Below are 25,828 nucleotides of genomic sequence, written 5' to 3'. Positions count from 1 at the left end.
CGGTCGGCTCGATGGTGACCGGTCCCCCTGGCGGGCAGCCCGCCGAGCGCTACGCTCGACTCCTCGTCGAGGACCGTGCGCACCTCACCAGACCCGACGACCGCGACCCGCCCTCGACCGCACGGAGCACCCCTGATGAGCCAGCCGTACACGTCTCCCCCACCAGGACGGTGGCAGCCGGCAGGCGGCCCCTACTCGCTCCGCACCCCGAAGACCTCGACGACGGGCGGCCGGGTGCTCACTCTCCTGGGCGTGCTGGCTCTCGTCGTGGCGACCGTCCTCCTGATCATCGGCATCCGGTCGATCGCCGACGTGGTCGCCGACCCGCTGGACGGCGGCCCGGGGTCGATCGTCATCGCGCGGGGCGAGGCCGGCCAGCCGCTCGAGCTCGACGCCGAGGCCGGGCGCACCTACTCCCTCGTCTCGATCGACCGCACGAGCGGGCGCACCATGCCGTCGTCGACGGAGGTCACCGCGCCGGACGGCAGTCCGACCCGGGTGGTGCCCGAGGACGACTCGACGGACCTGGACCTCAACGGTGCCTCGGTCACCCGCTTCGCGTCGTTCACCGCCGGCCCGGCCGGGACCTACACGATCGACGTGGTCTCGTCGCAGACCCGGTCCTGGGACGTCGCCGTGGTCGACCCGAGCGCGGTCGAGGGCCTCGCCCGCGACATCGGGGTCGGGGTGGTCCTCGTGGTCGCCGGTGTCCTCGGCGGCCTGCTCGGGCTCGCGCTCACGGTCGCCGGTGCGATCTGGTGGGGCGTGCGCCGCTCGAACCAGAAGAAGGTCGCGGCGTCGTCGGCCTCCGGCTACGGCTACCCGCCGCCGGGCTACCGACCGCAGGGCTACTGACGGCGGGGGCCTCCTCGCCCGGGACCCGCGGTGCTCGGGCCGAGCGGAGCGCCTGGCCCGAGCCGGTGGTCCTCGACGGCCGCACGAACGGCGCCACCTCGCCGACCAGCCGGGTCACGACGACGTCGCCCACGGTCACCTGCTGGTGCTTCGCCGTGATCTTGGCCAGGCGCAGCAGGTCGCGCACCTCGCCCTGCTGCTCGGGGAGCATGATCGTCACCACGTCGCCCGCGCGCCCGGCACGAGCCGTCCGGCCCGAGCGGTGCAGGTAGGACTTGTGCTCGGCCGGCGGGTCCACGTGCACCACGAGCTCGACGCCGTCGACGTGGATGCCGCGGGCGGCGACGTCCGTGGCGACCAGCACCCGGACGAGCCCCGAGGTGAAGGCCTCGAGGTTGCGCTCGCGCACGTTCTGGGCGAGGTCACCGTGCAGCTCGACCGCGGGGATGCCCTGCGCGGTGAGGATCTTGGCGAGCTTCTTGGCCTGCAGCCGGGTCCGGGTGAAGAGCACCCGGCGCCCCGTGCCCGACGCGAGCCGTGCGACCACGGCGGCCTTCTCCCCGGGGTCGGGGACGGCGAGCACGTGGTGGGTCATGGCCGCCCCGGAGGACCGCGGGCTCTCGACGACGTGCGTCACCGGTCGGTCGAGGAAGCGGTCGACGAGCTCGTCGACGCCGTGGTCGAGGGTGGCGCTGAACAGCAGCCGCTGGCTCCCCCGCGGGGTCTTCTTCATGATGCGCCGCACACCGGGGAGGAACCCGAGCTCGGCCATGTGGTCGGCCTCGTCGATGACCGACACCTCGACGGCCTCGAGCGTGAGCGCCTTCTGCTGGAGCAGGTCCTCCAGCCGTCCGGGGCAGGCGATGACGACGTCGACGCCGCCGTTGAGCGCCGACACCTGGCGCCGCTGCGTCACCCCGCCGTAGATGACGGTGGTGACGAGCCCGAGCGACCGTGCGAGCGGCGCGAGGGTCGCCTCGATCTGGTTGGCCAGCTCGCGGGTGGGGCACAGCACCAGCGCGCGCGGCACGCGCACGGCGCGCCGCGGCTTGGTCGCCGCGAGCCGGGTGACCAGCGGCAGCGCGAAGGCGAGCGTCTTGCCGGACCCGGTGCGGCCGCGGCCGAGGACGTCCTTGCCCGCGAGGGTGTCCGGCAGGGTCGCGACCTGGATCGGGAAGGGCGTGGTGATGCCCTGCCGTGCGAGCTCGTCGCACAGGGCTGCGGGCAGGGAGAAGTCGGTGAAGCTCGTCATGACGGTGGTGCCTCTCGTACCCGGGGGTCTCCAGTGTGCCTGACCCTGCCGGACGGCGGGGCACGCTCGTGGCTAGTCGCGCTCCAGGCCGATCGCGCGGACGACGCCGTCCCACCCGCCGAGCAGCCCGTCGACGATGTCGGCGAGCTCGCGCGGGAAGACCTCGTCCTCGGTGCTGCGCAGGTCGGCGGTGGTGGTCCACGCCATCTCGTCGATGAACCCGGCCTCGATCTCGGTCCAGCCGTCGCGGACCAGCGTGCCGTCGTGCGTCACCCGCGCGTAGAAGAACTCCTCGTGCTGCAGGCAGCTCTCGCGGGCGAAGTCGAAGATCGCCGACCGGGTCACCACGGGGCCGACGAGCTCCTCGACGGAGAGCCGGAGCCCGGACTCCTCGAAGACCTCGCGGACCGCGGCCTCCCGGGACGTCTCCCCCGGGTCGATGCCGCCGCCGACGGTGAACCACCAGTGCCGGGTCGGCTCGTCGGCGTCGTGCCCGCGGACCAGCAGCACGCGGTCCTGCTCGTCGACGAGGATCACGCGCGCCGCAGAGCGTGTCCGCAGGCCTGTGGGCCCGACCGTCCACCCGGCGTCGAGCTGCAGGCTGCGCTCCTGCGCGTCCTGCAGCTCGCGCTGGTCGTCGCGCTGGTCGACCGGCTGGCCGCCAGGCTCGACCGGTGCGTCAGGCTCCACCGGTGGCCCCGGGCATCGCACGCGGGCGGCGCAGCGCCACCGGCCAGGTGTCGTCGAGCTCGACCGTCTGCGGCATGGAGGCGCGACCGGCCAGGCGGACCGCACGCACGAGGACCTTGGCCCGCATGCGCTGCGCCTGGTCGACGGCCTCGTTGTGGAACCGGCGGGCGAGCTGCACGCGGTACCAGGCACCCGCGAGGTCGTCGAGCAGCACCCCGGCCTCGGGGAGCTCGTAGAGGTCCTCGACCTCGGCCGGGTCGTCGAGCACGGCACGCAGGGTCGACGACAGGGTGCTCTCGGCCTGCGACCTCTCGTCGCCGAGGTCGCCCTCGAGCGCCCGGGAGACGGTCCCGCGCGAGGGGCCGCGGCCGGCGCGGCCGTCGGCCTGCGGCTCGCGGACGAGGGGCTCCAGGTCGGGGACCGCGACGGCGAGCTCGCGCTCACCGTCGGAGGAGCCCGAGGAGGCGTCCCGGGTCGCCTCGAGCAGGAGCACGGAGCTCACGGGGTCGAGCACGCCCGAGGTCGCGAGCTCGGCCGCGACGGCGGACCGTCGGAGCAGCTGGGCGTCGAGGGCGAGCCGGGACGCGACCACCTTGCGGTGCAAGCGGTCGAGGCGGGTAGCAGACACCCACACGAGCCACCCGAGCACCAGCACGACGGCGATGACGATCACCGCGGTCTCGGACCAGGTCATCGGGCCACCTCCGTCCGGCCGCCACGTCGCCTGCCGGTGACGGAGGTCGGGTCCTCCTCGACGCCGCCGAGGGCGCGCGAGGCCTCGAGGACCATCTCGTAGACCGTGAGCACCTGGCTGGTGACCGTCGACCAGTCGTACTGGCGCACCGCCGTCGAGGCCAGGGCCGTGCGTCGCGCACGCTCCTCCGGGTCGGACAGGGCCTGCAGGACGGTGCGTGCGAGGTCGGCGCTGTCACCCACCTGGAACACGTAGCCGGCGCGCCCGTCGTCGAGGACCCGCTCGAAGGCGCCGAGGTCGCTCGCGACCACGCAGGCGCCGGCGCTCATGGCCTCGACCAGCACGATGCCGAAGCTCTCGCCCCCGGTCTGCGGCGCGATGTAGAGGTCGACCGAGGACAGCAGCGCGGCCTTGTCCTCGTCGGTGATCGACCCGAGGAACTCGACCGAGGAGGCGTGCTCGCCGAGCTCGGCGAGGGCGGCGTCACGGCCGTCGTCGCCGCGCCCGGCCACCAGGAACCGCGCACCGGGGACGGCGCGGAGGATCTCCGGGACAGCACGGGTGAGGACCGGCAGGCCCTTGCGCGGCTCGTCGAGGCGCCCGAGGAACGCGATGGTCGGCGCCTCGGCGGTGCCCACCCAGCGTGGGTCGGCCTCGGCCTGCTCGAAGGTGTCGACGTAGACCCCGTTGGGGATCACCACGGCATCGCCGCCCATGTGCTCGACGAGCGTGCGCCGGGCGTCCTCGGACACCGCGATGCGCGCGGAGATCTTCTCGAGGCTCTGCCGCACGAGGGGGTAGGCGGCCTGCAGCGCGCGCGACCGGATGAGCGCCGTGTGCATGGTCGCCACGATGGGCCCGCGGGCGATCCACAGCGCGAGCATGCTCAGGCTCGGGGTGACCGGCTCGTGGAGGTGCAGGACGTCGAACTGCCCCTCCTTGAGCCAGCGGCGCACCTTGGCGGCGGTGCGCGGCCCGAAGGTCATCCGGGCGACGGACCCGTTGTACTTGACCGGGATCGCCTTGCCGGCCGACGTGATGTAGTCCGGGATGGGGGTGTCCTCGTCGGCGGGCGCGAGCACGGAGACGGTGTGCCCCTGGGCCATGAGCGCCTCGGCGAGGTCACGGATGTGGAACTGGACGCCCCCGGGGACGTCGAAGGAGTACGGGCAGACGATCCCGACCCTCAGGCTTCGCGTGGGCATCAGCTCTCCGACTTCTGCACGGTGCGTGCGTAGCGTGCCGCGTCGAGGTCCTCGACGAAGACCTTCTGCAGCATGTGCCAGTCCTGCGGGTGGGCACGGATGTCGCCGGCGAGGTCGTCGACCCATCGCTGGGTGACCACCTGGACGCGCTCCTTGGTGGTGCCCTCTGCCGGCACCGGGATCGACGGGTGGAACCTGATGACGATGCCCCACGGCGTCCCCGCGGCAGCACGGCGGGCGCCGGTCAGGCGCTCGTAGTAGATGCCGGCGGCCATGAGGGGCGCACCCGTGGACACCGCCAGGGCGGCAGGGCCGGCCGCGACGCGCGCACGAGCACCGAGGTAGTCGACCTCGACGCCGCGGTGCGAGAGGTCGCGGTCCGCCAGCAGGCAGACGATCCGACCGGGCTTCTGCGCGGCCCGGAGCAGCGAGCGGAACACGCCGGGGTCGCCGGCCGTGAGGATCTCCATGCCGAGGTCCTCGCGGAAGGCCTTGAACTCCTCGTAGAGCTCGGGTGGCTCGAGCCGCTCGGCCACCGTGAGGACGGGGGCGATGTGCACGCTGGCGTACACGCCGGCGAGGTCCCAGTTGCCCTGGTGCGACAGGGCGATCACCGGGGTGACGCCTGCAGCCACGAGCTCACGGGTCTCGTCGTAGCCGACGACCCGGACGCGCGCCTCGACCTGCTCGGGGGTCGCGTGGCGCATGACGAAGGCCTCGCCGTAGTAGCGCATGTAGGAGCGCATGCCCGCGCGTGCCAGCCGGCGCAGCTCGCGCGGGCTCGCCGTCGGCCGCGCCCGGGCGAGGTTGCGCGTGAGCTGCTGCACGCCGCCGGTGCGCATCAGCCAGACGACGTCGGCTGCGACCACCGTCACGCCGCGCAGGACGGGTGCGGGGACGGCTCCGGCGTGCCGCCACGCGAGGTGGAAGAGCCGTCCGGCGTCGAGCGCCACCCCTCAGCCCTCGACCGTCGTGGACGGCTCGGCGGCCGTCGCGGCCAGCGCCTGGCGATGGACCGTCGCGACCCGCTGGCCGACGGTGACGACGCTCGCGAGGGCGAGCACCACGAGGGCGACGACGAGCACGACGACGGGCAGGCCGAGCCCGACGACGCCGGCGGCCACGAGGGACACCACGAGGCGTTCGGCGCGCTCGGCGATCCCGACGTCCGCGGTCATCCCGAGCCCTTCGGCTCGTGCCCGGGCATAGGAGACCATCGATCCGACGACGAGGCAGGCGATCGCTGCCGCGGCGCCCCAGACGCGGGTCGGGCCGTCGTGGTGCAGCAGGAAGTACGCGGCGAGACCGCAGAAGATCGCGGCGTCGGCGAGCCGGTCGAGCGTCGAGTCGAGGAACGCGCCCCAGCTGCCCGAGCGCCCCGCCAGGCGGGCCATGGTCCCGTCGAGGGAGTCTAGGAAGGCGAAGAGCCCGATGATCACCGCTCCTGCGACGAGGTGGTCGGTCGGGAAGGCCCAGAGCGCGGTGACGAGCACCCCGACGGTCCCGAAGACGGTCACCGCGTCGGGTGAGACCTTCGCGGCGAGCAGCGCCTTCGCGAGGGGGTGGAAGAGGCGGCCCATGAGGCCCCTCAGGCGGCTCAGCACGGCTCGTCCTCCGGTGTGGTCGTGGTCGTGTGCGGGGTGGCGGGCCAGGCGTCGGCGAACAGGTCGCGGGTCTGGGACAGCAGCTGCGGCAGCGCCTTGGTCCGCCCCACCACCGGGAGGAAGTTCGCGTCGCCTGCCCAGCGCGGGACCACGTGCTGGTGCAGGTGCGCCGCGATGCCGGCACCGGCCACGGCCCCCTGGTTCATGCCCAGGTTGAAGCCGTGCGGACCGGAGACGGCCCGGACGACCGACATGGCCGTCCGGGTCAGCTCGGCGACCTCCACGACCTCGTCGGTCGTGAGGTCCGTGTAGTCCGCGACGTGCCGGTACGGGCACACCAGGAGGTGCCCGGAGTTGTACGGGTAGAGGTTGAGCACGACGTAGGCGTGCTCGCCCCGGGCGACGACGAGGCCGTCCTCGTCGGAGAGCGAGGGCACCCGGCAGAACGGGCACTCGTCGGAGGACGCGTCGGCCGGCTTGTCCTGCCCGCCGATGTACACCATGCGGTGCGGCGTCCAGAGACGTTCGAGCCCGTCGGGCTCACCCGGGTGGTCGGATGCCTGCTCGCTCACACCTGGACCCGGTCCCGGACTGCGGCGAGGACGCGCTCGATCGCCTCGGCGACCGGGACACCGTTCTCCTGGCGGCCGTCGCGGTAGCGGAACGACACGGCCCCGGCCTCGGCGTCCTCTCCCCCGGCGATGAGCACGAAGGGGATCTTCTGCGTGCTGGCCGTGCGGATCTTCTTGGCGAACCGGTCGCTGCTGTCGTCGAGGTCGGCGCGGACGCCGGCCTTGCGGAGCTGGGCGACCACGTCGGCGAGGTAGTCGTTGAAGGGCTCGGCGACGGGGACCGCGAGGACCTGCACGGGCGCGAGCCAGGCCGGGAAGGCGCCCGCGTAGTGCTCGGTGAGCACGGCGAAGAACCGCTCGATCGACCCGAAGAGCGCACGGTGGATCATCACCGGACGCTGGCGGGTGCCGTCGGCCGCGGCGAACTCGAGGTCGAACTTCTCGGGGAGGTTGAAGTCGAGCTGGATGGTCGACATCTGCCAGGTGCGACCGATCGCGTCCTTGGCCTGGACGGAGATCTTGGGGCCGTAGAAGGCGGCGCCGCCCGGGTCCGGGACGAGGTCGAGCCCTGAGGCGACCGCGACCTCCTCGAGGGTGCGGGTGGCCTCCTCCCAGGCGTCGTCGGTGCCGACGGACTTCTCCGGGTCACGGGTCGACAGCTCGAGGTAGAAGTCGTCGAGGCCGTAGTCCTTGAGCAGGCCGAGCACGAAGTTGAGCGAGGTGGTGAGCTCGTCCTTCATCTGCTCGCGGGTGCAGTAGATGTGCGCGTCGTCCTGCGTGAAGCCGCGCCCGCGGGCCAGACCGTGCACGACGCCGGACTTCTCGTAGCGGTAGACCGTGCCGAACTCGAACAGGCGCAGCGGCAGCTCGCGGTACGAGCGTCCGCGCGAGGCGAAGATGAGGTTGTGCATCGGGCAGTTCATGGGCTTGAGGTAGTAGTTCTGCCCGGCCTTGCGCACGGTCCCGTCAGCGTCGACCTCCTCGTCGAGGTGCATGGGCGGGTACATGCCGTCGGCGTACCAGTCCAGGTGCCCCGAGGTGAGGAACAGCTGCTCCTTGGTGATGTGCGGGGTGTTGACGAAGGAGTAGCCCTCCTCGACGTGCCGCTTGCGGGAGTACTGCTCCATCTCGGAGCGGATGATGCCGCCCTTGGGGTGGAACACGGCCAGCCCGGAGCCGATCTCGTCCGGGAACGAGAAGAGGTCCAGCTCGCTGCCCAGGCGTCGGTGGTCGCGGCGCTCGGCCTCGGCGAGACGCTCGAGGTGAGCCTTGAGCTCGTCCTTGGTGGGCCAGGCGGTGCCGTAGACGCGCTGCAGCTGCGGGTTCTTCTCGCTGCCGCGCCAGTAGGCGGCGGCCGAGCGCATGAGCTGGAAGCCGTTGCCGATGAGGCGGGTGCTGGGCAGGTGCGGGCCGCGGCACAGGTCTTCCCAGGCCACGTCGCCGTTGCGCCTGACGTTCTGGTAGATGCTCAGCTCGCCGGCACCGACCTCGACCGAGGCCCCCTCGCCCGCGGTGTCGCTCGAGCCCTTGAGGCCCACGAGCTCGATCTTGTAGGGCTCGTCGGCGAGGTCGACGAGCGCCTCGGCCTCGGTGACGACGCGCCGGCGGAAGGTCTGGCCCTCCTTGACGATGCGCATCATGGCCTTCTCGAGGGCCTTGAGGTCCTCGGGGGTGAAGGGCTCGGCGACGTCGAAGTCGTAGTAGAAGCCGTCGGTGATGGGCGGGCCGATGCCGAGCTTCGCGGTCGGGTTCACCTGCTGGACCGCCTGGGCGAGGACGTGCGCGGCGGAGTGGCGCAGCACGTCGAGGCCGTCGGGCGAGTCGATGGTGACCGGCTCGACGACGTCTCCCTCGGTGAAGGTGCTCGCGAGGTCCTTGAGCTCGCCGCCCACGCGCACCACGACGACGTCCTTGCGGTCGGCGAAGAGCTCGGTGCCGGTGGTCGCGGTGGTCACTGTCGTCTGCGTGCCGTCGAGGGTGATGGTGACGTCGGGGTGCAGCGCTGACGACTCGGGCGACTCGGGCACGGTGGTCTTCTCCTAGGACGATCGAGGGGCGCCCTCGTGCGAGAGCGCCCCTCGATGGTACCGACACCTGTGGGACCCGTGCCGCAGGCCACCGGCCGCGTTGCTGGTGGCCTGCTGATGGCCGGCTGGTGTCCGGGCGGAGGAGGTCGGTCAGTCGTTGGCCTTCTTCGCCTTCTCTGCCAGCTGGTCGACCTTCGCGTCGACGGAGTCCGGCGCCACGGACTTGATGGCGTCCGCGACGGAGTCGATCTTGTCGTCCGTGAGGAAGTCCTTCGCCTTGCCGGCGAAGTCTCCGAGTCCACCCTTGCCCTGCTCGCTCATGGTCTGCTCCCTCTGGTGGTGTGCTCCTGGTGTGCACCACCGGCGCGCACCGGCGGTACGTCAGAACCTAGTCCTGTGACACCCGTCACGCAGCAGGGAGGTCGTCGACGGCCTGGAGCCAGCCCGAGATGGTCGCCTCCCCGATGTCGTCGACGGTCGCGATCTTGGTCGAGGCCATCTGCGCGGAGCCGCTCCCCGCCAGCCTGCCGGTGGCGTCGTCGATGCGCTGGCCCTGCCAGAGCATCAGCGTGACGTACGCGCTGTAGGCCTTGAAGCCGGCGACGGGGGTCTTGCCGTCCATCCACACGGGGTGGCCGTGCCACATGACCCCGTCACGCCCCTCCAGGCCGGCGTCGAGGATCTCGACGAGACGCTCCGCGACCTCGCGCAGCGGTGGAGCGAGCCCGGCGACGTACGTGGTGACGGGGGTCGATGCCATGAGGGTCCTGCCCTTCGGTCGAGACCTCCGGTCGTCGCGGAGGGCTGTGGTCAGCAGCATCGCACCCGTGCACGTGTCCCGCCCCTCGGCGGGTGGCCCGGCACGACGCTTCACCCAGGGGCCTCAGCCGAGACCGGCGACGCCGGCGGCGCTGGCAGCACCGGCGGTGCCGCGACCGATGCCGTCGACGAGCCGCCCGGCCGCGACGACGACCAGCGCACCGGCGTAGAGGCTGAGGACGGCGGTGAGCGCCTGCTCCCGTGCCGACCCGGTGCGGCCGAGCACCGGCAGCGCGACGTACCCGTTCGGCAGCCACACCCGCCGGAGCACGGGGGCCTTGCGGAGCCTGCGCGGCGGCCTGACGAGGAACGGCCAGAGCAGCGGCAGCCCGCCGGTGGTGAGGAGGTCGCCGACGAGGTGGACGAGGAACCCGACCAGCACGGCCTGCGGGAGCCACTCGAGCTGCTCCGGCGCCCAGGCGAGCACGGCCACGGTCACCACCGTCGCACCGAGCCAGAGGTTGACCACCCCGGACCGCCCGAGGTCGAGCGCCTTGTTCGCGAAGGCGACCAGGGCCAGCAGCACCAGGGCCGACCCGAGCGGGATCGTGCCGAGCAGCGGGACCGTCGCGGTCAGCCGGTCCGCCAGCCCGGTGAGCAGCGCGGCACCGACGGCGGCGATCGCCGTGTGGAGCCCGTGGCGGTGACCTCCCGACGCCGCTCCGGCAGCACCGGCCAGGCCGCGGGTGAGGAAGCCGCCCGAGCGTGCGATGGTCGCGGAGTGGTGGTCGGCGTCGGGCAGCAGGGCGGCGCCGGCGGTGACGAGCGCTCCGATGATGACGCCCTGGGGCGGGAGAGGGTGCGTGCCGAGGGCGATCGGAGCGGTCGAGGTGAGCGCGACCCAGGCGGCAGCGCCCGAGACGGCGTGGCTGGCGCCCATCATCGGCGCGAGCCCCTTGCCGTGCGCAGGGTGGCGGCGCGTCGGGCGCGTAGGGCGTTCACTCGGGTGCTCCTCGGGTGGTGCGGGACGTGCCGTCGGGCCGGCCCAGGCTCGGCTCCGGGTCGGCTGGCTGCCGGCGCTGGGGCGTCGTGCCGTCGGCGGGAGAGCCGAGGTTATCACCGACCCGAACACGTGTTCGACCGCCTCGCCGAGCGTCGGGCTCGGCCGAGCGGGCTGCGTGGTGGACGATGGGTCCGTGTACAGCGAGCGGAGGTCCGCGGTCCCGGGCGGGACGGTGTGGCAGGTCGAGCCGTCGACCGCGTCGGCCCCTGCGGACGACGGCGCCGCTCCCCCGGTGCCCCGCGTGGCCGACCTGGTCGTGCCGGACGGGAGCATGGACATCCTGTGGTCCGAGGGGCGCCTGCTGGTCGCCGGCCCCGACACACGGGGGCACCTGGCGCCGCTGGGGCCCGGCAGGAGCGCGGCAGGCCTGCGGTTCGCGCCCGGGGCGGCTCCTGCGGTGCTCGGCGTCCCCGCCCACGAGCTGGTCGACCGTCGCGTCCCCCTCGAGGACCTGTGGCCCGCGACGGTGGCGCGACGCCTGTCCGACGCGGTCGAGCGGACGGTGTCCGGTGGCCCGACCGCCGGCACCGCTGCGCGCGTGGCAGGGGTGGTCGAGCGCGACGTCAGCCGTCGTCCTGGGGCGGACGGCTCCACAGGAGACGCCGTGGGTCGCGGCGTGATGCTCCGCATGGCGACCGCGGGCGCGGGCGTCGCCGAGGTCGCCCGGGCCACCGGGTGGTCGGAGCGCCAGCTCCGCAGGCACAGCCACGACCTCTTCGGGTACGGGCTCACGACGCTGCGTCGGGTGCTGAGGCTGCAGGCGGCGGTGCGCCTGGCGGCGCAGGGCTGGACGCTCGCCGAGGTCGCGGCCCGGTCCGGCTACGCGGACCAGGCGCACCTGTCGCGCGAGGTGGTCGCGCTCACCGGCCGGACCCCGGCGGTCGTGCTGCCGCGCCCGGCTCAGCCGAGCGGGGCGAAGAGGTCGACGGGGTTGCCGTCGGGGTCCAGCACGGTCGCGTAGCGCTGCCCCCAGAAGGCGTCCCAGGGCTGGTGGTGCACGGTGGTGCCCGCGGCCTCGAGGGACGCGGTGACAGAGTCGACCTCGGCGGGCGAGTCGCAGAGGAAGGCCAGCGAGCTGGCGTGGCCTCCGGTGGGAGGCGTCCACCCGGGGTCGAAGCTGCGGATGGTGTCGACGGTGTCCCAGGCGAGGCGCAGCCCTCCGGGCAGGGTGACCTCGACGTGCGGCTCCGTGTCGGCCTCTGCGGGGATGTCGAGGCCGAGGAGGCGGTAGAAGGCGAGCGAGCGGGGCATGTCGGCGGTGACGAGGCCGACGAGGTCGAGTCGAGGAGTCATGCGTCCGAGGCTAGCGGGGCTGGGCTGCGAGGTCTTGGACGGATCGGCCACGCTCCGAGGGCACGGGCAGCACGGGCAGCACGTGGCCCCGTCTCGCGGCGGCGCGCTCGAGGACCGCCTCGTCCGGGACGTGGTCGAGGTGCATGCCCTCGGACCGCGCACCGTGGACGATGCGTGCGTGCAGCTCGAGCGTGGCCTGCGGTGCGAGCGGGTTCGTCGAGACGCCGTCGCGCGAGGCGAGGCGCCCTCCCTGGTAGACGCGCGTGAGGTTCCGGAGCCCGCAGGCCATGACGTAGGTCGCGTAGACGTCCCACACGGGGCCGGTGTCGGGGTGCCGGGGGTCGACGACGAGCAGGTCGGCCTGCTTGCCCACCTCGAGGCTGCCGACCGACGCGGCGGCGCCGAGCACCTCTGCGGAGCCGAGGGTGTGCATGCGCAGGATCTCGCGCGGGGTCATGACGGAGGCGTCGCTGTGCCGGGCGCGGACCGTGTAGAGGCCGATGCGCATGTTCTGGAAGGGGTCGGACACGTCGGTGCAGGACTGGTCGTCGAGCCCCATGCCGATCCGCATGCCGAGGTCGCGGAACCGTGCGACGTCGGCCATCCCCGAGCCGAGCCGACCGTTGGAGGTCGGCTGCCACACCATGGCGCTGCCCGTCTCGACGGCGCGGGCCACCATGTGGTCGGTCGGGTGCACGAAGTGCCCGAAGAGGAAGGTGGGCCCGAGCGCTCCTGCGGCGTCGTACCAGTCGAACTTGGCGCGCTGGGTGTCGAGGTTCTCGGCCGTCTCGACGAAGTGCGCCTGGTTGCTCACCCGGTGGGTGCGCATCGTCAGCGCCTCGAGCTCGGCGGTGCGCGCGGCGGCCGACCACTGGACGGCCCCCATGATCGAGGTCCCGAGGTGCTGGTCGGCAGGCGCACGGGTCAGGCTGTCCTCGACGGTCTGGGCGAAGGCGTCGAGGGCCTCCGCCTCGGTGAACGCCTCGTCGTCGAGCCGGACGCTGTGGACCACGCGCAGGCCTGCGTCGACGCACCCGTCGAGCTGGCGCGTCACGTAGTCGGTGCCACGGATGCGCGCCGGTGCGTTGTGCCCGGTGGCGGCGTCGTAGAGCCAGGCGACGCGCGAGTGCGTGAAGTTGTACGCCGAGGTGATGCCGTTGTCGACGAAGTCGAGGCTCCCGTGGAGCGTGTACCAGTAGACGTCCTCGGCGCCCGAGCCGAGCAGCGCCTCGTTGTTCTTCAGCACCCAGGGGTAGAGCGTCTCGGAGTGCGCCAGGCCGCGCAGCCCTGAGGTGTAGATGTGGCTGTGCGCGGAGACGAACCCCGGGGCGACGATCGCACCGCGCGCGTCGAAGACCTCGCCCTGGTCGACGGCAGGTCCGCGAGCGCCGTCGGGTTCGGAGACCTCTCCGGTGGCGGTGGTGGTGGGCGGTTCGCCGGGGCCGATGCCGGTGATGCGTCCGTCGTGGCCGACGGTGAGCCACCCGACGTACCAGTCGGGGTGGGTGGTGGTGCCGGGGTCGGCCATGGGGAGGAGGAGCGCGTTGACGATGGTCAGGCGTGGTGCGGAGGTGGGGCGGGTCGTAGCGGTGGTCACAGGAGGCTCCTGGTGTGCCGGCGTCGTCGAGGTCGCTCCGGGTGGGGAGGCGTAGGCGTGCTCGCGTCGGCGGCTGTCCCGGACACTACGGTGCTGGTGGCGGCGTCTGGGCGTGTCTCACGTGGTCGTTCCACAACGTTTACACGCCGGAAACCGGGGTCTTCTCGTCTGTAACACATCGCCTCTAGCGTGAATGTTGATCACATCAACATCGTCGAGAGCACGAGGAGGTACCTGTGAGCACTGTCGTCCGGACCATCACCGGCACGCTGCCCGGGCAGGACGTCGGCGCCGCGTTCCGCGAGGCGATGTCGACCCTCGCCGGGGGTGTCTGCGTCATCACCACCGACGACGGAGGCACGCCGACCGGGCTGACGGTCACGACCGGGTTCAGCGTGAGCATGGACCCGCCGATCTTCGGCGTGTGCGTCGACAACACGTCGCGCACCCTCCCGGCCCTGCTGGCCCGGGGTGCCTTCGTGGCCAACGTCCTCGGCGGGCACGCCTCCCGGGTGGCCTCGGCCTTCGCCAGCCGTGCGGAGGACAAGTTCGCCCCGGAGTCGGGGCCGGTCGCGCGGGCGACCACGCGTGAGGGGCTGCCCTGGCTGCCGCGGGACAGCGTCCGTGCGGTCGCGTGCACCGTGTCCCGGGTCGTCGAGGCCGGTGACCACACGCTCGTGCTGGGCCACGTCACCGAGGTGCTGCGGCCCGAGGAGGAGCACCCGCACGCGCTCGGCTACCTCGCCCGCACCTTCCACTCCTTGCCGACCCGCCCGGCGGCCTGAGCCGTCGGGCCCTGTCCCGCCCCACCGTGCTCCCCCGCTCCAGCCATCAGTCACCGAAGAGCCACCGAAGCCCCACCGCCCCGCCCGCACCACCGCCCCGTCCGCACGTCGAGAGGAACCACCATGTCCGGCGCAGCACCCATCATCCGCAAGCTCTCCGACATCCCCGGCTACCTGATCTCCCCCGACGACACGGTCCGGCTGGCCGAGCTCGCGGGGCCGTCGCACGGGACGGGCACGAGCGTGTTCCTCGAGATCTGGGAGCCGGGCGGCGCGCAGCCGCTCAACTCGCACGAGGACTCGGCGGAGATCTTCATCGTGCTCTCCGGGCAGGCGGAGGCGCACAGCGACGCGGACGTGCACGAGCTGGTCGCCGGGGACGTGCTGATCCTGCAGCCCGGGTCGGAGCACCGGATCCTCAACACCTCCGCGGACCAGCGTCTCTACACGATCACGATCATGGCGAACGACGGCGGCTTCGCGAGGCTCGTCACCGACGGGACCCCGGCCCCGCTGACCGCCGAGGACCTGGGTCACCTGGTGGCCTCGCTCGCACCGACGGCGGTCTGAGGGCTCGCGCGTGACCAGCACCGAGACGATGTCCAGCAGCGAGACCGCGGCGGCGCCGTCCCTCCCGGGGGCGGCGCCGTCCGTCGCGTCCGGCGTGCGCGTCATGCAGCCGCTCGGCGACCGGCCGGTCGCACCGTCCGACGTCCCGGGGTACCTCCCGGCGACGCCGGAGACGGTGCTGTGGGGCCGGCTGCCGTGCGCGTCCGACTCCCCCGTGCTGAGCGTCGACCCGGGCCAGGAGGTCTGGGTCGACACGGTGAGCCACGAGGGGATCCTCGAGGACCAGGGCCGCGACCCGGTGGCGTTCTTCACCGGGCACGGCGTGCCGGGCGAGGACGTGCTCGACGACGCGGTCCGGGTGGCCCGGGAGGTCGCCCACGACCCCGCGGTCGACGGTCCGCACGTGGTCACCGGACCGGTCGAGGTCCGCGGCGCCCTGCCCGGTGACGTGCTGTCGGTGACCGTCGTGGACCTGCGCCTGCGTGCCGGGTACGGGGTCGTGTCGAGCCGGCACGGGCGCGGTGCCCTCCCGGGAGAGATGCCCGACCCGCGCTCGCCCGGTCCGGTCTCGCTCCTGTGCACGGTCGAGGACGGCCCGGACGGCCTCTCCGGCTCCCTCCCCGCCGGGCCTGGCGACCCGCGCCGGGTGCGGTTCCCGCTCGCCCCGTTCCTCGGGACGACCGGGGTCGCGGTCGCCGGTGGCACCCGCCCCCACTCCGTCCCACCGGGGCAGCACGGGGGCAACCTCGACGTCTCCGTGCTCGGGGTCGGGTCGACCCTGCACCTGCCCGTCCAGGTGCCCGGCGCCCTCGCCTACGTGGGCGACCCGCACTTCAGCCAGGGTGACGGGGAGGTCGCGCTCACCGCCTTCGAGGCGCCGCTGCGCGCCCTGCTGCGCTTCGACCTCGTCCGGCAGGGCGACGCGCACGGCGCGGGCGACGCGTCCGCGAGCGCGCCAGGTCCCACGACTACCCCGGGTCCGACCGGACCGTGGGCGGAGACCGACGAGCTGCTCGTGGCGATCGGTCTGGACGCCGACCTCGGTGAGGCGGTGCGCGACGCCACGCGGTGCGCTCTCGCGCTCCTCGAGCGGGAGGGGATGCACCCCGCCCACGCCTACGCCTATCTCTCGGCGGCCGGTGACTTCGCCGTGTCGCAGGTGGTCGACCAGGTGTGCGGGGTCCACGGGACCATCCGCAAGGCCGACCTCCGTGAGCTCCGGGGACCTTCGGCTCCCCCGCAGGTCTGAGGCACCGGCGCGAGAAGAGGTCCGTGCCCCTCCCGGGGTACGGACCTCTTCTCGTGCTCCACGCGTCACGCTGCGGTGCGTCGTGGCGTTGGGTGCGGGTCAGCCGATCTCGAAGACGCTCGCCTCGACGATGGCAGCGGCGACCTTCGACACGGCTCCCTCGAAGAGCACCTTGCCGTGGTCGGCGGTCGCACCGGTCGGGTCGCCGATCACGCCGCCAGGGCCGAAGTCGTCGGAGGTCCAGCCGAAGCTCACGGCCTTGCCGAAGCCGATGTGCTCGTACTGCGCCATCCGCTCGGGGACCTGCCGGGTGGCGAGGTCCATGTGGACGAGGTCCGGCCGCAGGTGCAGGACCATCGAGGTCTCCCCCCGTCCCCCGTGCACCCCGAAGCCGTTCTCGGGGTCGACGTCGGGCGCCAGGCCCCCGCCCTGGTCGCGCGGCATGCTCGAGTGCGCGAAGAAGGTCTTGAGGCCGAACCGCCGGTGCAGTTCGCGGCAGGCCACCTGGCCGAGCGCCGAGTTGCCGCCGTGGCCGTTGACGAACATGAGCCGCTCGACCGGCGACACCGCGAGCGAGCGCCCGATGTCGACCAGGGTCGCCATGAGCGTCTCCCAGCCGAGCCAGATGGTGCCCGGTGCCCAGTGGTGCTCGTCGGACTTGGTGTACGCCAGCCCGGGCAGCAGCAGGGCGTGCGCGGCACCGGACTCGGCGACGGTGGCCACGGCCGCCTCGGCGACGCTCGACGCCACGAGGTGGTCGGTCGAGACGGGCAGGTGCGCGCCGTGCTGCTCGATCGCGCCGAGCGGGAGGACCGCGACGGTGCTGGGCGGCAGGGCGCCGACCTGCTGGTAGGTGAGGTCGATGAACCTGGGGGCGTCAGGACGCTGGGGTGCGGGCAACGAGAACCTCGTTCCTGGTGTCCACCCGTGCGGGGGCGGCACCGTCTCGGTCGAGCTTGAGCTGGTTGAGCAGACCCTTGGGGTCTGTGACGGGGGCGGTGACGAGCGCCTCGGCGACGTGGCGGTCGACCATCCACTGGTGCGGGCTGTGGATGCCGACGCCGAGCGCCTCGAGGGCCTCGAAGCCGGCGAGGACCTGCGCCTCGGACTCGTAGTCGGCGACGTACATGCCGAGCGGGCCCTGCGTGCGCAGCTCGAGGTGGACCATGGCGTTCGGGTAGACCGTGCGGACCAGGTCCGGGGTGTCCCACAGGGCACGGCCGCCCACCTCGAGGTGGAAGCACGGGTACCCCGACTGCTGCAGGAAGTACACGGGGTGGTTGTAGGACATCGACGAGAGCCGGTCCGTCTCGGCGTAGTCCTCGTAGACGGCCACCACCTCGCCGCCCGCGGCGACCACGCGCCGGCGGACCTCGTCGACGGTCGACACCTCGAGGATGACGCGCAGGCTGGTGCGGGTCGCGTCGAGCTCGACCGGGGCCGGCAGGGTCCCCACGAGTCCGGGCTCGTCGAGGGACGCCAGCCGGGGCAGGACCGCGAGGTCGGCCAGGGTGCGGTGCACCGCGAGCGCTTGCCCGTAGTCGGCGAAGGCGGCGTACAGCGCGACCCACTCGCGCGCCGGGTCGGTCCGCACCGTGAGCTCGGTGGCGACCCCGGTGACCCCGTAGGTGTGGATGTACGGGACCGTGGCGCTCCCCTCGACACGGAAGTCCGTCCCGGACCCGTCACAGGGGGCGATGGTCATCGCGCGGACGAACCCGTCGGCGGTCGTGCCGTGCTCGACCGTGCCCGTGCCGGCGGAGCCGCCGGCGACGAAGCCACCGATGCTCGAGCCCTTGGTGGACGGGAACATCCAGAGGTCCTGCCCGGTGGCGCGCACCGCGTCGTCGACGACCGTCAGCCTCGCTCCGGCCTGGGCGGTGACGAAGCCGTCGCCGACCTCGAGCACCTGGTCGAGGCCGCGCAGGTCGAGGACCGCTCCCCCGGTGAAGGGGGTCGCCTGCCCGTAGTTCCCGGTGCCGGCACCGCGTGGCACCACCGGGACGTCGTGCTCGTAGGCCAGGCGCAGGAAGGCGGGCACCTGCCGGGTCGAGGTGGGACGGACCACGAGGTCCGCGGGGAACCGCCCGGGGGGCAGCTTCTCCTGGAGGATCGGCGACATCTTGGACCAGTCGGAGGAGCACTTGAGGATGAGGGCGGGGTCGGTGCTCGCGACTCCCTCGCCGAGCTCGCGGGTGACGAGGTCGGCGAACGAGGCGACGGCCTCGGGTGTGAGGGACATACGCATCCTTCGTTCGGGGCGGGACTGGACGGGGCGGGACGGGGCGGGGCAGGGGCGGCTGAGCCGGCAGGGTGCGGGCGGGCCTACGAGGTACGGGCCCGCCCGCGGGGAGAGCCTCCGGGGCGGCGTCGAGACCTGCGGACGCTCAGTCGAGCGTGATGGAGGTGTCGAGGAACTCGTTGGTGAACAGGTCCGAGGGCACGAGGTCGTCGGCCACGTCCGTGCCGGAGGCCTCGAGGATCGGCGTGAAGGTGTCCATGACCTCCTGGATGCGCGCCTCGTCCATGCCGCCGAAGATCCCCGAGGTGTCGGTCTGCACGATCCCGAGGTCCTGCATCGCCTGGACCGAGTAGTCGGCCACCCCCTGGGAGTAGACCCACCCGGTGCTGTACTTCTCGACGAGCTCGACGATCAGCGCGTTGGTCGCGTCGGGGTCGGACAGGTAGTCGATCTGGGTCTGCTGGAGGATCGGGACGAGCTTCTCGAGGCAGGGGCGGTACTCCTCGAGGTCGGCGGTGCGCACCGCGAGGGGCTCGGGGTAGATGGTGTAGCCCACCTCGGAGACGAGCTGGTAGGCGACGGGCTTGCCCCAGGCCGAGACCTCGTTCTCGTAGACGTACGGCTCGGCCGTGGCGAAGCCCTGCTGCGCGATGGTCGGGTCACCCACGAACCGCGACGGGTCGCCGTTGTACGACGGGTCGACCTGGTCGGCTGGGACGGTGCCGTTGCCCGACAGCAGCGCACCGAGGTTGCTGCCGCCGCCCGAGACGACGATCGTCGCGCCGTCGGCCGCGATCTCCTCGACGGTGGTGGCGCCCGGGTAGGCGTCCGGGTCCCACATGATGACCTGCGGGCTCATGTTGAGCTGTGCCACGACCGCCGTCACGGGCTGGTTCCCCGACGACGCCACGGCACCGTCGGTGTTCACGGCGCCCAGCATGATGTCCTGGTCGACGTACATCTGCGAGGTGACCGACTGGTAGCTGATCGCTGCGCCGCCGGGGCGGACCTCGATGTCGACGCCCGTGTCCACGCCCTGCGTGACGAGCGAGCCGGTGACGCGCTTCTTGTCGGTGTCGATCGTGTAGTCGGAGCCGACGAGGGAGTACATGCCGGCGTGCTCGGCCTCGGGCTCCCAGTCCTGCTGCATGACGACGGTCGCCGGGCAGACGTCGGCGAGGTCGAGGGCAGACCCCGCCTCGGCGGCCGGGACCTCCAGTGCGGAGGCGGCTGCCTCGTCCTCGCCCGACGAGCAGGCGCTCAGGGCGAGGAGGGAGAAGAGCGTGAGGGTGGACCCGGCGACGACGGTTGCTCTGGAGCGGATCATGGTGCGACTCCTTGGTGAGGGGCGGAGCATGGGGGGACGGGTGTGGCGGTCTGGTGCGCTGGTCACCGGCACGAGGGTGTGCTCGGTGGAGCGGCCCGCTCGTGCGGGTCGCTGGACTGTGGGGGTAGGTGCGGGAGCAGGTGCAGAGGTAGGCGGCTGCAGGCCTGTGGTCAGGCGGTCAGCGCTTGCCGTACCAGCGGCTGAGGACCGCCTTGTCGACCGCGGTGAAGAAGGCGAAGACCAGGACTCCGAACAGCGACGCGAGACCGATCGCCGTGAGCAGGTTCTCCGACTCGACCCGCGCCCGGTAGACGTCGAGCAGGCTGCCGATGCCCGGTGCGCCCTGGCGGAAGAACATGTCGCCGACGATCGCGCCGATGACCGCCAGGCCCGCCGAGATCTTGAGCCCGGCGAAGATCGACGGGACGGCCGCCGGCATCTGGAGCTTCCAGAGCCGCTGCGCCCGGGTGGCCTTGTTGAGGGTGAACAGGTCGTGGGCGGCGGGCTCGGCCGACTGGATGCCGAACAGCGTGTTCGAGATCATCGGGAACAGCGCGATGATCACGCAGACGATGACCCGCGAGGTGAAGCCGAAGCCGAACCACAGGCCGATGAGCGGCACCAGGGCCAGGATCGGGATCGTCTGCAAGATCACCGCGTAGGGGTAGAGGGACCGCTCGAGCCAGCGCGCCTGGCTCATGAGGATCGCCTGGCTGATGCCCAGGACCACGGCGATCACCAGGCCGGTGAGCGCCACCTGGGCCGTGAGCGCGAGCGCCACGAGCATCGGCTCGAGCTTCGACCAGTCGAGGACGGACTCGGTGAGGACCTGGTGCGGGGGCGGGAGCAGGAACCGTCGACCCTCGGGCAGCACCAGGTAGGTCATGGCGTACCAGAGCCCGATCGCGACGCCCAGCGCCCCGAGGACCGGCAGCGCCGAGCCCGTGGCGCTGCGCACCGCTGCCGGGACCGCGCGGCGGCGTCGAGAGCCCCGAGAGCCCTGCGGGCTGCTGGTCGTCGGCGTGGACGTGGCCCCGGCGGACGTCGCGGGCGCGGCACCGGGCGCGGTCACGGCACCCGGCTGCCCGGTCACCGGCGTCGCGTTCTCGGCCGTGGGCGACGTGCCCGTCGCGGGCGTGCGGGTCTCTGCGCTCATCGGTGGTCTCCTTCGAGGGCTGCGGACACGGTCCCGGCGAGCTCGGCGAACGCGGGGTCGAAGCGCAGCTCGGGCGGGCGGGGGTAGGAGAACGGCACGGGGAGGTCGGCCACGACGGTGCCGGGGCGACCGCTCATGACGATCACCCGGGTGCTGAGGTACACCGCCTCGGAGACGGAGTGGGTGATGAACAGTCCGGCGAACTGCTTGAGCGCGAAGAGCCGCTGCAGCTCGGTCTGCATGGTCAGCCGGGTGATCTCGTCGAGGGCGCCGAAGGGCTCGTCGAAGAGGAAGAGGTCAGGCTCGGCGACGAGCGCGCGGGCCAGCGAGACGCGCATGCGCATCCCCCCGGAGAGCTGCCGCGGGAACTGCCGCTCGAAGCCGCCGAGGCCGACGAGCTCGAGCGCCTCCTGGGCGGCGCGGCGCCGGTCGATCTTGGACCGCGACCGCAGCTCGCCGATGAGCTCGACGTTCTTCTGCGCGGTCCGCCACTGCAGCAGCGTCGGGTCCTGGAACACGTAGCTGGTCGAGTCGGTGTTGACCTCGACCGTGCCCTCGGTCGCGTCGTCGAGCCCGGACGCGAGGCGCAGCAGCGTGGACTTGCCGCAGCCGGACGGTCCCACCACGGACACGAAGTCCCCTGCCGCGACGGTCAGGTCGACGCCGGTCAGGGCGACGGTCCCCGTCGAGAAGGTCTTGGAGACACCCTCCATGACGAGGGTCCGGGTCTGGGAGACGTGCTGGATACGGTCTGGGGTGCTGGTGGTCGCCGTGCTGGTCGTGGTCGCCGTGCTGGAGGTCGGAGTGCTCATGGTGGTCACCTCACGTGCTCGAGGGCTGGGCGGAAGGAGGTCGAGACAGGTTCGCCGGGGGCGCCGGCCGGGTGGTGCCGTGCGCTGAGGTCGAGGGTCTGCGCCGTCCGGGTGTCGGCGAGGACCCGCCCGCCGTGCAGCACGACCCGGGAGCCGACGTTCCCGGCGAGCACGTCGCCCAGGTCGACGTCGGGGACGAGCACCAGGTCGGCGACGGGCAGCTCGGCGGGTGCCCCGTCGGCCCAGAGCCGGGCGGCCGGGCGGGTCGGGCCGACGTCGAGGACCGCCGGCAGACCGAGCACCGTCCGCGGCCCGGTCGTCACCGCGGCGAGCGCCTCGACCGGCGTGAGGTGGCCTGCGGTCACCAGCAGCGACGTCGTCTCGTAGGGGTCGGCGCGTCCGACGGGGTTGAAGGGGTCCCGCAGGTTGTCGGCACCGGCGGCGAGCGGGATGCCCGCGTCGAGGATCGCCCGGACCGCGGTGAGGCCGCGGGGGGCGAGGTGCGTCGCGTCCCAGCCCTGGAGGTACAGGTTGGTGATGGGCAGCGTGACGATCCCGATCCCGGCCCGGGCGACGAGGTCGAGCACCGGGCGGAGCTCGTCGGGGGGCAGCGAGCCGAGCCGGACGCAGTGGCTCGCGGTCACCCGCTGCGTCAGGCCGCGGGAGATCACCTGCTGGGCGAGGTCGACGACGTCGAGGTGCTCGGTGCCCGTCTGCTCGTCGGTGTGGAGGTCGACGGGCAGGCCGGTGCGCTCGGCGACGTCGAGCACGCGCGTCGTCTCGTGGTGCGGGTCGGGCGACAGGTGCGGGCACCCGCCGAGCACGTCGAGGCCGAGGTCGACCGCGTCGTCGATGACCGACCCGGGGGTGTGGAACCCGGTCAGGCCGGTGATCTGGAGCGTGAGGACCCCGGCGAGCGCCTCGCGGACCGCCACCAGCGCCCGCAGGCCGCGCAGCGGGTCGCCCGTCCGCGGGAAGTCGACGTGCGTGCGGACCGTGGTGGTGCCCTGCGCGACATAGCGGGAGACCGCCCGGGTGGCCCGGGTGCGGATGTCCTCCTCGTCGATGCTCTCCAGCAGGCCGCTCCACTGCTCGATCGCGGCCGGCAGGTCGTTCTGGGTGGTCCCGGAGAAGTAGTCGACGCGCTCCGCCGAGAGCGCCTTGTCGAGGTGGGCGTGCGGCTCCGTCGTGGCCGGCAGCGCCCGCCACCCGGACGCGTCGAGCGTGACGCCTTCGGTGGCACCGTCGGGAGCACCGTCGGCGGCGGACCCCGAGGCCGCCGGCACGATGCCGGTGATGCGTCCCGCGGCGAGCGTGAGGTCGACGAGGGTCCCGTCGACGAGCCGGACCCCGGTGATGCGGTCCGGGGTCAGCCCCGTCGCCCGGGGCGCACCGTCCGGTGCGCCGAGCGTGATGACCTGGTTCATGCGATCTCCTCGGTCTGCGGGTCAGTCCTGGATGGTGCGGCGGACGACGTGGGGCTGGGCGACGTGGGGCTGGGCGGCAGCAGCAGCGTCACGCCGTCGTGGGTGTGGCGGTCGACGGGGTTGCCCAGCAGGTCGGTCCCCGGCCTCGGCGTGCTCTGGCCGGCGCGCACCCGCTCGGCCGTCTGGGCCACCGAGCGGACGTAGGACGGCGGGCGCTCGGCGCAGAGGTTGTGGGCGGTGAGCACCCGGCGCAGCGGCAGCCCGGCGAGGGCGGCCGTCGAGCGGGCGAAGTCGTCGAGGTCGGCTCCCGCGCCGTGCAGCCACGAGGCGGCCGCGACGACGGTGTCCCCTGCGAGCAGCACGCCGTGCGCGTCGTCGACGAGGCAGAGCGAGTCCGGGCTGTGCCCGGGGGTGTGCACCACACGCAGCGACCGGCCGCCGAGGTCGAGGACGTCGCCGTCCGCGAGCGCGACGTCGGGCCGGACTGCCGGGACCGTCCACGACGTCGTGTCGGGGACGGGGCGCAGCGGGCTGTCGCCCGCGTCGAGGGTGGGCAGGACGTAGAAGCTCTGGGCGTCGAGGGCGGCGAAGGTCTCGTACTGGTCCACCACGGTGCGCATCGCCTGGGCGTACGCGTCGAGGAACCCGCGGTCGACCGCGCCGTGGAGGGTCGAGCCCGGCTCGAGGGCGGTCGGGTGGGCGGCGATGCCGACGAGCGCGAGCTCGTCGGCGTGCGCCACCACGTCGGCGTTCCCGCCCCGGTGGTCGAGGTGGTCGTGCGACACGACGACCAGGAGGGGGAGGTCGGTGAGGTGGCGGACCACCTCGGAGACGGGGGCGAGGCCGGTGCCGGTGTCGAAGAGGAGGGCGCGCTCGGTGCCCTGCACGAGGAAGCAGTTGACGTGCCCGGGCTCGGAGATCAGCGTGATGCCGTCGCCGAGGTCGGCGACGTGGAACCAGTCGGCTGCCGGGGCGCACGTGGCGTACCCGTCGTGCGTGGGGCCGGGGCCTGTCGTGGTGCCTGTGGTCGTGGTCGTCATGTCACCTCCTGCTGTCGTGGGACGGGGGGCCAGCGCGGGCTGCCGGGGGTGGGGCTGCGGGGCGGAGGCCGAAGGTGCGGTGCGTGCGGCGGGTCGTACCCGCTCGGAGCGATGTTGATGTGACTAACATTCAGAACCGTAGGCAGCGACTGTTTCGTCGACGTAACGACCAGGAACCGGATGTGTGACCGATGTCCTCGACCACGAACGAACCGACCACTCCCCCGCCCGGGGACCCCGAGCAGAGCGCCGACCGGCGCCTCGGCACCGTCGTCCGGGCGCGCCGGCACGCGCTCGGACGGACCCTCGTCGAGGTCGCCGGGTCGAGCGGGCTCTCGCACTCGTTCCTCAGCCAGCTCGAGCGCGGGCGCGCCCGACCCTCGATGCGCTCGCTCTACCTCATCGCCCAGGCGCTGGGCACCACGCAGCAGGCGCTCCTCGCCGCCGCCACCCCGCCGTCCACCTCGCCGGTGGGTCCGGGTGTCGTGTCCGGGCAGAGCCCTGCCCTCACGGTCCAGGCCGGGTCGGCCCGTCTGCTCAGCCACGTCGAGGGCGGCGCAGACGTCACCGAGTTCCTTAACGTCCCAGAAACCTTCGAGGGCTACTTTGCACACGGCCGGCACGAGCTCGTGTACGTCGTCTCGGGTCGCCTCGAGGTCGAGCTCGCCGCACCGGACCCCCACGAAGGCTCCTACGGCGCGGCCGGCACCGCCCTAGACGCATCCCCCGAGGCAGCACGGACCACCACGCTGTACACCCTCGAGGCCCGGCAGAGCATCGGCTACCCCGGCTCCGTCCGCCACCGCCACCGGCGCGTCGGCACGGACGAGTGCGTCGTCCTCGTCGTCCACTCGGGACCCGAGGACGCCGGTGACACCGACCACGAGCACGGGTCCGCGAGCGCAGACCCCGACACCTGAGGAGCACCCATGCTCGACCCGATGACGACGCTGGCGCGGTGGATCACCGAGGCCGAGGAGGCCGGCTCGCCGAGCCCACGGACGCTGACCTTCTCGACGGTCGACGCGTCGGGTGCGCCGCAGGCACGGACGGTCCTCAGCACGCGGGTCGGTGCCGAGGGTGTGCGGTTCCACAGCTCGTCGCCGACGGCCAAGACGCGAGACCTGCGGCACGACCCGAGGTCGGCCTGCGTGTTCTTCTGGCCGGAGACGGGACGCCAGGCGGTGCTGCACGGGACGGCGCGCGAGGCCGCGGTCGAGGAGTCGGTGGCGGCGTACGGGACACGCCCCCGGCAGCTGCGGCTGGTGGCGTGGGCCTACGACGACGTGCTGCGCGAGGCGGGTGGCGGGCAGGCAGACCAGGAGGTGGTGTCGGCCGACGTCGCCGCGCCGGCAGACCTGGTGGCCGCTCGGGTCGCGGTGCACGCGCAGCGGCAGGAACCGCTCCCGATGCCGCCGTCGTGGACGACGGTCGACTTCTCGGCCACCCGGGTGGACCTGTGGGAGGGCGTCGGGCCTGAGCTCGCGGCACGCAAGACCCGGTTCGACCGAGCTGCGGACGGGACCTGGACGGCGACGGAGATCCTGCCCTAGGCGGCTGCCCCGGCGTCGCCGCCCCGCTCGCTCGCTCCCCTGACCTGTGCCCACCT

The 25,828-nt window shown here is 73.0% G+C and carries 27 protein-coding genes; 7 read left to right on the top strand and 20 right to left on the bottom strand.

Annotated elements, in window-relative coordinates; genetic code table 11:
- The first annotated feature begins 135 nt into the window (after positions 1-135).
- Positions 136-855: a hypothetical protein gene (locus SKED_RS19970; RefSeq protein ID WP_012866745.1), complete on the top strand. Its 720-nt coding sequence runs from the start codon at positions 136-138 to the stop codon at positions 853-855.
- On the opposite strand, the gene SKED_RS08565 is transcribed toward SKED_RS19970, so the two are convergent.
- From SKED_RS08565 to SKED_RS08520, 11 genes are all read right to left on the bottom strand, one after another.
- A complete protein-coding gene (locus tag SKED_RS08565; RefSeq protein WP_012866744.1) occupies positions 737-2,107 on the bottom strand; it encodes a DEAD/DEAH box helicase in 1,371 nt (456 codons plus the stop codon). The genes SKED_RS19970 and SKED_RS08565 overlap by 119 nt on opposite strands.
- 72 nt (positions 2,108-2,179) lie before the next feature.
- Positions 2,180-2,797 (bottom strand): NUDIX hydrolase, encoded by a 618-nt coding sequence (locus tag SKED_RS08560; RefSeq protein ID WP_012866743.1) that lies wholly within the window; start codon positions 2,795-2,797, stop codon positions 2,180-2,182.
- Entirely contained in the window at positions 2,787-3,491 is a 705-nt protein-coding gene (locus SKED_RS08555; protein WP_012866742.1) for a hypothetical protein, read from the bottom strand. The genes SKED_RS08560 and SKED_RS08555 overlap by 11 nt, the downstream gene beginning before the upstream one ends.
- Positions 3,488-4,696, bottom strand: coding sequence for a glycosyltransferase family 4 protein (locus tag SKED_RS08550; protein WP_012866741.1), 1,209 nt, complete (start codon positions 4,694-4,696; stop codon positions 3,488-3,490). Before SKED_RS08550 ends, SKED_RS08555 begins: the two co-directional genes overlap by 4 nt.
- Positions 4,696-5,649 (bottom strand): phosphatidylinositol mannoside acyltransferase, encoded by a 954-nt coding sequence (locus SKED_RS08545; protein ID WP_012866740.1) that lies wholly within the window; start codon positions 5,647-5,649, stop codon positions 4,696-4,698. Before SKED_RS08545 ends, SKED_RS08550 begins: the two co-directional genes overlap by 1 nt.
- A 3-nt stretch (positions 5,650-5,652) precedes the next feature.
- Positions 5,653-6,300, bottom strand: coding sequence for a phosphatidylinositol phosphate synthase (pgsA, locus tag SKED_RS08540; RefSeq protein ID WP_012866739.1), 648 nt, complete (start codon positions 6,298-6,300; stop codon positions 5,653-5,655).
- Entirely contained in the window at positions 6,294-6,872 is a 579-nt protein-coding gene (locus tag SKED_RS08535; protein ID WP_012866738.1) for an HIT family protein, read from the bottom strand. Before SKED_RS08535 ends, pgsA begins: the two co-directional genes overlap by 7 nt.
- Positions 6,869-8,899 (bottom strand): threonine--tRNA ligase, encoded by a 2,031-nt coding sequence (thrS, locus tag SKED_RS08530; RefSeq protein WP_012866737.1) that lies wholly within the window; start codon positions 8,897-8,899, stop codon positions 6,869-6,871. Before thrS ends, SKED_RS08535 begins: the two co-directional genes overlap by 4 nt.
- A gap of 150 nt (positions 8,900-9,049) precedes the next feature.
- Positions 9,050-9,220: a hypothetical protein gene (locus SKED_RS20280; protein WP_012866736.1), complete on the bottom strand. Its 171-nt coding sequence runs from the start codon at positions 9,218-9,220 to the stop codon at positions 9,050-9,052.
- A gap of 85 nt (positions 9,221-9,305) precedes the next feature.
- Entirely contained in the window at positions 9,306-9,659 is a 354-nt protein-coding gene (locus tag SKED_RS08525) for a DUF1801 domain-containing protein (RefSeq protein WP_012866735.1), read from the bottom strand.
- A 123-nt stretch (positions 9,660-9,782) separates the two neighbouring features.
- The gene (locus SKED_RS08520; RefSeq protein WP_012866734.1) at positions 9,783-10,601 is read right to left on the bottom strand and encodes a metal-dependent hydrolase; all 819 of its coding nucleotides are present in this window, start codon (positions 10,599-10,601) and stop codon (positions 9,783-9,785) included.
- A 253-nt stretch (positions 10,602-10,854) separates the two neighbouring features.
- On the opposite strand from SKED_RS08520, the gene SKED_RS19470 reads away from it, so the two are divergent.
- Positions 10,855-11,682, top strand: coding sequence for a helix-turn-helix domain-containing protein (locus SKED_RS19470; protein WP_012866733.1), 828 nt, complete (start codon positions 10,855-10,857; stop codon positions 11,680-11,682).
- Here the strand turns inward: SKED_RS19470 and SKED_RS08510 are convergent.
- Positions 11,622-12,014: a VOC family protein gene (locus SKED_RS08510; RefSeq protein WP_012866732.1), complete on the bottom strand. Its 393-nt coding sequence runs from the start codon at positions 12,012-12,014 to the stop codon at positions 11,622-11,624. The genes SKED_RS19470 and SKED_RS08510 overlap by 61 nt on opposite strands.
- 10 nt (positions 12,015-12,024) lie before the next feature.
- Complete coding sequence (locus SKED_RS08505) at positions 12,025-13,611, bottom strand: amidohydrolase family protein (RefSeq protein ID WP_012866731.1); 1,587 nt, start codon at positions 13,609-13,611, stop codon at positions 12,025-12,027.
- Positions 13,612-13,847: 236 nt separating this feature from the next.
- Here SKED_RS08505 and SKED_RS08500 point away from each other — a divergent pair, with 236 nt between their 5' ends.
- The 3 genes from SKED_RS08500 to SKED_RS08490 all read left to right on the top strand — a co-directional run bounded on the left by SKED_RS08500 (position 13,848) and on the right by SKED_RS08490 (position 16,215).
- Complete coding sequence (locus SKED_RS08500; protein ID WP_012866730.1) at positions 13,848-14,396, top strand: flavin reductase family protein; 549 nt, start codon at positions 13,848-13,850, stop codon at positions 14,394-14,396.
- A 123-nt stretch (positions 14,397-14,519) separates the two neighbouring features.
- On the top strand, positions 14,520-14,966 hold the full coding sequence (locus SKED_RS08495) for a cupin domain-containing protein (RefSeq protein ID WP_012866729.1): 447 nt from the start codon (positions 14,520-14,522) through the stop codon (positions 14,964-14,966).
- A gap of 10 nt (positions 14,967-14,976) precedes the next feature.
- Entirely contained in the window at positions 14,977-16,215 is a 1,239-nt protein-coding gene (locus SKED_RS08490; protein WP_012866728.1) for an acetamidase/formamidase family protein, read from the top strand.
- A 99-nt stretch (positions 16,216-16,314) separates the two neighbouring features.
- On the opposite strand, the gene SKED_RS08485 is transcribed toward SKED_RS08490, so the two are convergent.
- From SKED_RS08485 to SKED_RS08455, 7 genes are all read right to left on the bottom strand, one after another.
- Complete coding sequence (locus SKED_RS08485; protein ID WP_012866727.1) at positions 16,315-17,115, bottom strand: creatininase family protein; 801 nt, start codon at positions 17,113-17,115, stop codon at positions 16,315-16,317.
- The gene (locus SKED_RS08480; protein ID WP_012866726.1) at positions 17,093-18,457 is read right to left on the bottom strand and encodes an FAD-binding oxidoreductase; all 1,365 of its coding nucleotides are present in this window, start codon (positions 18,455-18,457) and stop codon (positions 17,093-17,095) included. The genes SKED_RS08485 and SKED_RS08480 overlap by 23 nt, the downstream gene beginning before the upstream one ends.
- Before the next feature lie 145 nt (positions 18,458-18,602).
- Positions 18,603-19,784: a substrate-binding domain-containing protein gene (locus tag SKED_RS08475; protein ID WP_012866725.1), complete on the bottom strand. Its 1,182-nt coding sequence runs from the start codon at positions 19,782-19,784 to the stop codon at positions 18,603-18,605.
- Positions 19,785-19,962: 178 nt separating this feature from the next.
- A complete protein-coding gene (locus tag SKED_RS08470) occupies positions 19,963-20,940 on the bottom strand; it encodes an ABC transporter permease (protein WP_012866724.1) in 978 nt (325 codons plus the stop codon).
- The gene (locus tag SKED_RS08465; RefSeq protein WP_081448069.1) at positions 20,937-21,752 is read right to left on the bottom strand and encodes an ABC transporter ATP-binding protein; all 816 of its coding nucleotides are present in this window, start codon (positions 21,750-21,752) and stop codon (positions 20,937-20,939) included. The genes SKED_RS08470 and SKED_RS08465 overlap by 4 nt, the downstream gene beginning before the upstream one ends.
- Before the next feature lie 5 nt (positions 21,753-21,757).
- Entirely contained in the window at positions 21,758-23,179 is a 1,422-nt protein-coding gene (locus SKED_RS08460; RefSeq protein ID WP_012866722.1) for an amidohydrolase family protein, read from the bottom strand.
- Complete coding sequence (locus SKED_RS08455) at positions 23,176-24,219, bottom strand: MBL fold metallo-hydrolase (protein WP_012866721.1); 1,044 nt, start codon at positions 24,217-24,219, stop codon at positions 23,176-23,178. The genes SKED_RS08460 and SKED_RS08455 overlap by 4 nt, the downstream gene beginning before the upstream one ends.
- A 191-nt stretch (positions 24,220-24,410) precedes the next feature.
- Here SKED_RS08455 and SKED_RS08450 point away from each other — a divergent pair, with 191 nt between their 5' ends.
- Both SKED_RS08450 and SKED_RS18960 read left to right on the top strand, forming a co-directional pair.
- On the top strand, positions 24,411-25,139 hold the full coding sequence (locus SKED_RS08450; RefSeq protein WP_012866720.1) for a helix-turn-helix domain-containing protein: 729 nt from the start codon (positions 24,411-24,413) through the stop codon (positions 25,137-25,139).
- A 9-nt stretch (positions 25,140-25,148) separates the two neighbouring features.
- Entirely contained in the window at positions 25,149-25,772 is a 624-nt protein-coding gene (locus SKED_RS18960) for a pyridoxine/pyridoxamine 5'-phosphate oxidase (protein ID WP_012866719.1), read from the top strand.
- Positions 25,773-25,828: the final 56 nt, after the last annotated feature.

The organism is Sanguibacter keddieii DSM 10542 (genome assembly GCF_000024925.1).
Taxonomy (GTDB): Bacteria; Actinomycetota; Actinomycetes; order Actinomycetales; family Cellulomonadaceae; genus Sanguibacter; species Sanguibacter keddieii.
The sequence above is the reverse complement of the archived record's forward strand: the minus strand, read 5'-3'. Positions and strand labels throughout refer to the sequence as shown.

Bases quoted from the DNA above. Each gene is read 5' to 3' on its own strand.
- SKED_RS19970 (WP_012866745.1), top strand. From the start codon at position 136: ATGAGCCAGCCGTACACGTCTCCCCCACCAGGACGGTGGCAGCCGGCA.
- SKED_RS08565 (WP_012866744.1), bottom strand. From the start codon at position 2,107: ATGACGAGCTTCACCGACTTCTCCCTGCCCGCAGCCCTGTGCGACGAG.
- SKED_RS08555 (WP_012866742.1), bottom strand. From the start codon at position 3,491: ATGACCTGGTCCGAGACCGCGGTGATCGTCATCGCCGTCGTGCTGGTG.
- SKED_RS08550 (WP_012866741.1), bottom strand. From the start codon at position 4,696: ATGCCCACGCGAAGCCTGAGGGTCGGGATCGTCTGCCCGTACTCCTTC.
- SKED_RS20280 (WP_012866736.1), bottom strand. From the start codon at position 9,220: ATGAGCGAGCAGGGCAAGGGTGGACTCGGAGACTTCGCCGGCAAGGCG.
- SKED_RS08525 (WP_012866735.1), bottom strand. From the start codon at position 9,659: ATGGCATCGACCCCCGTCACCACGTACGTCGCCGGGCTCGCTCCACCG.
- SKED_RS08520 (WP_012866734.1), bottom strand. From the start codon at position 10,601: ATGATGGGCGCCAGCCACGCCGTCTCGGGCGCTGCCGCCTGGGTCGCG.
- SKED_RS08510 (WP_012866732.1), bottom strand. From the start codon at position 12,014: ATGACTCCTCGACTCGACCTCGTCGGCCTCGTCACCGCCGACATGCCC.
- SKED_RS08495 (WP_012866729.1), top strand. From the start codon at position 14,520: ATGTCCGGCGCAGCACCCATCATCCGCAAGCTCTCCGACATCCCCGGC.
- SKED_RS08480 (WP_012866726.1), bottom strand. From the start codon at position 18,457: ATGTCCCTCACACCCGAGGCCGTCGCCTCGTTCGCCGACCTCGTCACC.
- SKED_RS08475 (WP_012866725.1), bottom strand. From the start codon at position 19,784: ATGATCCGCTCCAGAGCAACCGTCGTCGCCGGGTCCACCCTCACGCTC.
- SKED_RS08470 (WP_012866724.1), bottom strand. From the start codon at position 20,940: ATGAGCGCAGAGACCCGCACGCCCGCGACGGGCACGTCGCCCACGGCC.
- SKED_RS08465 (WP_081448069.1), bottom strand. From the start codon at position 21,752: ATGAGCACTCCGACCTCCAGCACGGCGACCACGACCAGCACGGCGACC.
- SKED_RS08460 (WP_012866722.1), bottom strand. From the start codon at position 23,179: ATGAACCAGGTCATCACGCTCGGCGCACCGGACGGTGCGCCCCGGGCG.
- SKED_RS08455 (WP_012866721.1), bottom strand. From the start codon at position 24,219: ATGACGACCACGACCACAGGCACCACGACAGGCCCCGGCCCCACGCAC.
- SKED_RS08450 (WP_012866720.1), top strand. From the start codon at position 24,411: ATGTCCTCGACCACGAACGAACCGACCACTCCCCCGCCCGGGGACCCC.
- SKED_RS18960 (WP_012866719.1), top strand. From the start codon at position 25,149: ATGCTCGACCCGATGACGACGCTGGCGCGGTGGATCACCGAGGCCGAG.